General features: G+C 48.3%; 7 protein-coding genes. All 7 read left to right on the top strand.

Annotated elements, in window-relative coordinates:
* Nucleotides 1–345 precede the first annotated feature (345 nt).
* Nucleotides 346–681 carry a rubredoxin gene (locus ACUVJL_RS06695; protein WP_333052113.1) on the top strand — a complete coding sequence of 112 codons (336 nt, stop codon included), beginning with the start codon at nucleotides 346–348 and terminating at the stop codon, nucleotides 679–681.
* The gene (locus tag ACUVJL_RS06700) at nucleotides 668–1,681 is read left to right on the top strand and encodes a photosynthesis system II assembly factor Ycf48 (RefSeq protein ID WP_445245148.1); all 1,014 of its coding nucleotides are present in this window, start codon (nucleotides 668–670) and stop codon (nucleotides 1,679–1,681) included. Before ACUVJL_RS06695 ends, ACUVJL_RS06700 begins: the two co-directional genes overlap by 14 nt.
* Before the next feature lie 56 nt (nucleotides 1,682–1,737).
* Complete coding sequence (gene psbE, locus ACUVJL_RS06705; protein ID WP_006635503.1) at nucleotides 1,738–1,986, top strand: cytochrome b559 subunit alpha; 249 nt, start codon at nucleotides 1,738–1,740, stop codon at nucleotides 1,984–1,986.
* A 20-nt stretch (nucleotides 1,987–2,006) separates the two neighbouring features.
* Nucleotides 2,007–2,144: a cytochrome b559 subunit beta gene (gene psbF, locus ACUVJL_RS06710; RefSeq protein WP_006635504.1), complete on the top strand. Its 138-nt coding sequence runs from the start codon at nucleotides 2,007–2,009 to the stop codon at nucleotides 2,142–2,144.
* A 9-nt stretch (nucleotides 2,145–2,153) separates the two neighbouring features.
* Nucleotides 2,154–2,276, top strand: a complete 123-nt coding sequence (locus tag ACUVJL_RS06715) for a photosystem II reaction center protein L (RefSeq protein WP_172190234.1) — start codon at nucleotides 2,154–2,156, stop codon at nucleotides 2,274–2,276.
* Between the two features lie 69 nt (nucleotides 2,277–2,345).
* Nucleotides 2,346–2,468: a photosystem II reaction center protein J gene (locus ACUVJL_RS06720; RefSeq protein ID WP_333428591.1), complete on the top strand. Its 123-nt coding sequence runs from the start codon at nucleotides 2,346–2,348 to the stop codon at nucleotides 2,466–2,468.
* A 340-nt stretch (nucleotides 2,469–2,808) separates the two neighbouring features.
* Nucleotides 2,809–5,061 carry a transglycosylase domain-containing protein gene (locus ACUVJL_RS06725; protein WP_445245149.1) on the top strand — a complete coding sequence of 751 codons (2,253 nt, stop codon included), beginning with the start codon at nucleotides 2,809–2,811 and terminating at the stop codon, nucleotides 5,059–5,061.
* Nucleotides 5,062–5,607: the final 546 nt, after the last annotated feature.

Here is a 5,607-nt window from a genome sequence, read left to right on the forward strand (position 1 = left end):
CTACGTTTTGAGAGTCACGACACCCTGTGGATGCGTAGCTAGTCCCCTGCTCTGTCCGGAGCAATTAAACAGTTCTAAGGTCACGCTCAACAGTGTTGCAGGTCTAACAAGCTCTCGAAACATTGTCGAAGTACAGACGACCTGCCAGGTCGTCTCTTCTACCCCATTCATGGGAGGCTCAATTGAGCAAAATACTATGCGTACAGGATTGGAAGATTTGAAGCGGTAATTGTCCCGTTGAAAGTGCAATACAAAAGTACACTCCCGTTAACCAATCCCAAGGCGGTAGTAAATCAAAAATATAAAGCCGTGCTTCTAGCACGGGGTTTCTACCCATTTTTTCTGATGAGCGATCGAGCCACGGAGACTAATACCCTTGATCGGCACGAGTGCCGAGCCTGCGGCTACGTCTACAATCCTAAAAAGGGCGATCCTAAAAATGCAATTGCCCCTGGCACTGCTTTTACAGATGTGACCCCGACTTGGGTCTGTCCCGTTTGCGGGGCGCGTAAGTCGATGTTTCAAAATCTCGGTCAAATGGAAGGGGTATCGGGATTTAAGGCAAATCAGCGCTACGGTGTCGGTGTCAACGGCATGACCGAAGGTCAGAAAAGTTTGCTGATTTTTGGCGGCTTGGTCGTTGGTTTCTTGTTGTTACTTAGTATGTATGGTTTGCAGTAAGACGATTGTGAGATTTTGGCAACGAATTGTAATGTTATTGGCCGCTGCGCTCATCTGTACGAGTTGCAGCACCATCGGTTCTGTGAGTTACAACCCCTGGCAAGTGGTTTCCTTGCCGACGCAAGCTAATTTGCAGGATATTGCCTTTACGGGCAATCCTCAGCACGGCTGGGTTGTGGGTTCTGAGGCGACTCTGCTCGAAACGCTTGACGGTGGCACTAGCTGGAAGTCTGTAGGACTGGATATCGACGATCCGAGGTCGCGTTTTGCGTCGGTGAGTTTTTCGGGTTCCGAAGGCTGGATTGTCGGCCAGCCTTCAGTTTTGCTCCACACGAACGATGAGGGCAAGTCTTGGACGCGGATTGCTTTGAGCTCTCAGTTGCCTGGTTCTCCGAGTACGATCGCGGCTTTGGGCCCGAATTCCGCCGAGATGACGACCGATGTCGGGGCGATTTACCGGACTTCCGACGGCGGCAAAAATTGGAAAGCTGTCGTGCAGGATTCTTTTGGGGTAGTTCGCAATATCAACCGTTCTGAAGACGGGCAGTATGTGGCGGTTTCCTCGAAGGGCAATTTCTACTCGGTGTGGAAACCCGGACAAGAAGCTTGGGAACCTCACAACCGCAATAGTTCTCGCCGCCTGCAAAATATGGGCTTTACCAAGGACGGGCGTTTGTGGATGCTCGCCCGTGGTGGTCAGATTCAGTTTAGCGACCCGTCCAATCCTGAAGGTTGGGGAAAACCGTTTTTTCCCGATCGCAAGGCGAGTTGGGGTTTACTGGACATGGCTTACCGGACTGATAATGAAATTTGGGTAGCCGGCGGCGGCGGCAATTTGCTGTGCAGTTTGGACGGCGGGAAAACTTGGCAAAAAGACCGCGAAGTTGAAGATGTTCCCGCTAATTTTTACAGGATTGTCTTTATGGGCCCCGATCGCGGATTTGTGATCGGCGCGAGCGGTACTCTACTTAAATATCAAGGTTCAGCGCAAGCTGCTTGATAGTAGAATAGTAATAGAGATTGTCTGTCGATTTGTTGTTGAAAGGAGGATTCTAAATGGCTGGTACAACTGGAGAACGTCCGTTTGGTGACATTATTACAAGTATCCGTTATTGGGTAATTCACAGCATCACCATTCCGGCTTTGTTTATTGCTGGATGGCTGTTTGTGCAAACGGGTTTAGCTTACGATGCTTTCGGAACTCCTCGCCCTAACCAATATTTCACACCGCAGCGGGAAGAAGTGCCGATTATCTCGGATCGCTTTGAAGCTAAGAAACAAGTAGATCAGTTCATTGCCAAGTAATTTAACAAGGATTTGGAAAAATGACGAGCAGAACCCCAAACAATGAGCCAATTTCGTATCCGATTTTTACGGTGCGGTGGTTGGCAGTTCATACTTTAGGTGTCCCAACAATTTTCTTTTTGGGCGCGATCGCAGCAATGCAATTTATTCAACGATAGGAGTTTACAATGCCTGAGCGCGTTCCTAATCCCAACGAGCAGCCTGTTGAGTTAAACCGGACTTCTCTTTATTTGGGTCTGTTGTTGATTTTTACTCTGGGTATTTTGTTTTCCAGTTATTTCTTTAATTAACTGGCGTCTCAGTTGGGTTTCAAGAGTTCGATCGAATGTGTTTAGCTGTGAATTAGTGAGGTGATGGCTATGTTTAGTGAAAGTGGCAGAATTCCTTTGTGGCTGGTAGCTACTGTCGCAGGCCTCGGTGTTCTGAGCATTTTGGCTCTTTTCTTCTACGGTGCTTATGCCGGTTTGGGTTCTTCGATGTAAGGAGAATCAAGCAGATTTTAGGCTTTAAACCCCCCGCTCAAAAGGGGGGTTTTAATTATGGGAAGTTTGTTGCTTGCCGCAGCGATAAATGTTATCGAAAGTGTGGATATTTTGGCAAGTTTATGATAATTTAATCCGGGGTTGTGAGAGGGGGATTGTTTGTGGTTGGGTGGAGATTTGCTCAATAAACGGCTCGCCTTGCGGGTTCACCAATAACCCCAAAATAGATCGCCACTAGCCGACGCTCGCTAAGAGAGTGTGGGCCGATCCTGAAATTAGCCAAAAGTTGCGAGTAGAATGGTGCAAGAGCCGATCGCTCGATCGTAGTGCACAGCGAAATATGACCCCACCGCAGCCGCCCCGCAAACCTCAAACCGTCTTGGGTGCGATTACCCAAGCAGTCCAGACTATTGCTAAGGTTAATTTTAACCAGCTAGCGCTGAAACCCAATGCCAAAGTACCCGAACTGTGGGTACAGGATGCGGGTGCAGCTAAAGCTGAGGTTTACCCGCTGTTGGGCGATCGATATTTGTTAGGTCGATCGTCGAAATCTTCAGATATTGTAGTTCGCAATCCCGTTGTCAGTCACGTCCACTTATCCCTGTCGCGGGATAGTCGGCGGCGGACTCCTTTTGTCATCAAAGATGAAGACTCCACCAACGGCATTTACAGCGGCAAAAGGCGAGTTAAAAGTATGTCCCTGCGTCACGGAGACGTGTTCACTTTAGGGCCGCCGGAACTAGCCGCCGCTGTCAGAATTCAGTTTGTATATCCGCCGCCTTGGTATTTGCAACTTGTGCGTTACAGCTTTTACGGCGTCAGCGGAATCACCGCTTTGATTGCGGTGTTGGTAGGTATGGAATCGACAAAGTTTAAAGTGCGGCCTCTGCCGAGAAGTATCAATGGCCCCGTGATTGTTTACGCCCGCGATGGGCAAACTCCGCTGCGTCCTCCTCAGAATAATGCTCACTTAGAATTAAAGAAATTGCAGGATTTTTCGCCTTATTTATCCAAGGCGGTACTTGCATCGGAAGACAGCCGCTACAATTGGCATTTGGGCGTAGATCCGATCGGAGTTTTGCGGGCGCTATTGACCAATGTTCGCGGGGGAGGAATTCGCGAAGGCGGCAGCACTGTGACGCAGCAGTTAGCGAGGAGTTTGTTTCGAGATTATGTGGGAACTCAAGATTCGGCAGGACGCAAGTTCCGGGAAGCAGTAGTTGCCTTAAAACTGGAGAATTATTACAGCAAAGACGAGCTGTTGCTGACTTATTTAAATCGCGTGTTTTTGGGAATTGACCTTTACGGTTTTGAGGATGCGGCTCGGTTTTATTTTGGCAAGTCGGCGAAGGATTTAACCTTGTCAGAGGCGGCAACTTTGGCGGGCATTTTGCCGGCGCCAAACAGTTTTAATCCGATTCAAAATTATCAGTTGGCGGTACAGTACCGCGATCGAGTGATCGAACGGATGCGCGCAATGGGGACGATTTCTCAGGAAGAAGCCGATCGCGCGAGGCGATCGCGAATTGATATCAATCCGAAAGCTCGCGAATTTCTGCAAAGTACGATCGCTCCTTATTTCTACAGTTATGTATTTGACGAATTGGAGTTTTTGCTGGGGGAGCAGTTAGCCAGAGAAGGCAATTTTATTGTAGAAACAGGTTTGAATCCCCGCCTGCAAAAGGTGGCTGAAGCTTCCCTCAAAAATGCTGTAGAAAATGCCGGAGCCAGTGCAGGCTTTTCTCAAGGAGCCGTGGTAACTCTCAATACTACAACCGGGGAAGTCTTAGCTTTAGTTGGGGGCGTAGATTATTTGAAAAGTCAGTTTAATCGGGCTACCCAAGCTTTGAGACAGCCCGGTTCTACATTTAAGATTTTTACCTATGCAGCCGCCCTAGAACGCGGAATACCACCCAGCAAGACTTATTCTTGCGAGCCGCTTTCCTGGGGCGGACAAAGTTACAGCGGCTGCGAAAGAACCAGCGGCAGTGCTGATATGTATCGGGGTTTAGCACAGTCGGAAAATGCAATTGCTTTGAGAGTAGCAAAAGATGTCGGTTTAGACAATGTAGTGGGAATGGCCAGACGTTTGGGGATTACATCTCCACTGCGTTCTGCCCCTGGTTTAGTATTAGGTGAAAGTGAAGTTAACGTATTGGAATTAACAGGTGCCTTCGGGGTTTTGGCGAACCGGGGTTTGGGCAATCGCCCCCACGTAATCAAGCGAATTATTGACAGCAGCGATTGCAAAGATCGAAATAATTTTAACAGTTGCCGGGTGATTTATGACTATCAAAAAGATGGCGTTGCCAATCGGCAGTTAGTTTCTGAAGGCGTAGCGGATACGATGACTGATCTGCTCCAAGGTGTGGTGCGTGGAGGTACGGGCAGCAGTGCTGCTTTGGGGTTAGGAGAAGCTGGAAAAACAGGCACGACTAATGATAATAAAGATTTGTGGTTTGTCGGTTATATTCCGAGTCAGCAACTGGTGACAGGAGTTTGGTTGGGAAATGATGATAATTCTGCGACAGGGGGAGGTAGTGCAAATGCCGCTCAGTTGTGGGGGGAGTATATGCGGCAGGTGGCGCGTTGAAATTGCCGAAACCATTGCTTTTACTTCTTTTAGACTTTTAGATCCCCGACGAAGCAGAAGTTGTCGGAGCTCTGCGTATTGGTGGGCTTATTTATAGCAGTCACCAAGATGGTTAAGAATTTTATTGCTAGGGGTAAGGCTAGCAATAAGCACCCTACAGATAGAGTAGGTGCGTAAGTTTTGAGTTTTTTTACCAGTCGTGGCCATGTCTGTAAAATCAGTGACACTCAAACCAGCTACCCCAAACGAGTGTCACTAGAAAAAGTTATATCAATTCCGGTTACACCGTTCGGGATGGGGAGTGGGGAGTCGGGAGTCGGGAGTGGGGGAATGTGGAATTATTGACCTTGACTCGATCATTCCCATCCCAGCAAAAACGATATTATTCATCTCTCTTGCCTTTCTCTGTCTCCTCTGCGTCAAGAGCGGTTTAATCATTCCGATACAACCGGAATTGACATAAGTCCGGGAAAGCGGAAGCCGCCAATCCTGGGTAAAATGTTTAACACATTTCACATAAATAGGCGAGGTAAATTATGAAATACG

The sequence above is a fragment of the Microcoleus sp. OTE_8_concoct_300 genome (assembly GCF_031383065.1).
Lineage (GTDB): Bacteria > Cyanobacteriota > Cyanobacteriia > Cyanobacteriales > Microcoleaceae > Microcoleus.

Bases quoted from the DNA above. Each gene is read 5' to 3' on its own strand.
- ACUVJL_RS06695 (WP_333052113.1), top strand. From the start codon at position 346: ATGAGCGATCGAGCCACGGAGACTAATACCCTTGATCGGCACGAGTGC.
- ACUVJL_RS06700 (WP_445245148.1), top strand. From the start codon at position 668: ATGGTTTGCAGTAAGACGATTGTGAGATTTTGGCAACGAATTGTAATG.
- psbE (WP_006635503.1), top strand. From the start codon at position 1,738: ATGGCTGGTACAACTGGAGAACGTCCGTTTGGTGACATTATTACAAGT.
- psbF (WP_006635504.1), top strand. From the start codon at position 2,007: ATGACGAGCAGAACCCCAAACAATGAGCCAATTTCGTATCCGATTTTT.
- ACUVJL_RS06715 (WP_172190234.1), top strand. From the start codon at position 2,154: ATGCCTGAGCGCGTTCCTAATCCCAACGAGCAGCCTGTTGAGTTAAAC.
- ACUVJL_RS06720 (WP_333428591.1), top strand. From the start codon at position 2,346: ATGTTTAGTGAAAGTGGCAGAATTCCTTTGTGGCTGGTAGCTACTGTC.
- ACUVJL_RS06725 (WP_445245149.1), top strand. From the start codon at position 2,809: ATGACCCCACCGCAGCCGCCCCGCAAACCTCAAACCGTCTTGGGTGCG.